The following is a 262-nucleotide window of genomic DNA, read 5'->3' on the forward strand; positions in this document are numbered from 1 at the left end:
GACGGAAATCATTGCAGCGTCCATCCGCCACCCGATGCATGTAACCGAGGCAGCATTACGAGGCGCCCATATTGCCACGATTCCATACAAAGTATTAATGGGTTTAACGAAGCACCCATTGACGGATAAAGGAATTGAAGCATTTTTAAAAGACTGGAATTCCCGGACAGAAGCCTAATTTTTATGCCATTTTTCCATTTTCGTGTAAATTTTTTTCAAATTGATACATGAAAAATAAAATTTCGTGTAAACTATAAGTTAG

At 38.5% G+C, this 262-nt stretch carries 1 protein-coding gene; it reads left to right on the forward strand.

Translation table 11 applies throughout. The features are described 5' to 3' along the window. A partial coding sequence (locus RYX56_RS23250) for a transaldolase family protein (protein WP_317124243.1) occupies nt 1-178 on the forward strand: 178 nt, incomplete at its 5' end. Nucleotides 179-262 lie beyond the last annotated feature (84 nt).

It is taken from the genome of Alkalihalophilus lindianensis (genome assembly GCF_032843265.1).
Classification (GTDB): Bacteria; Bacillota; Bacilli; order Bacillales; family Bacillaceae_D; genus Alkalihalophilus; species Alkalihalophilus lindianensis.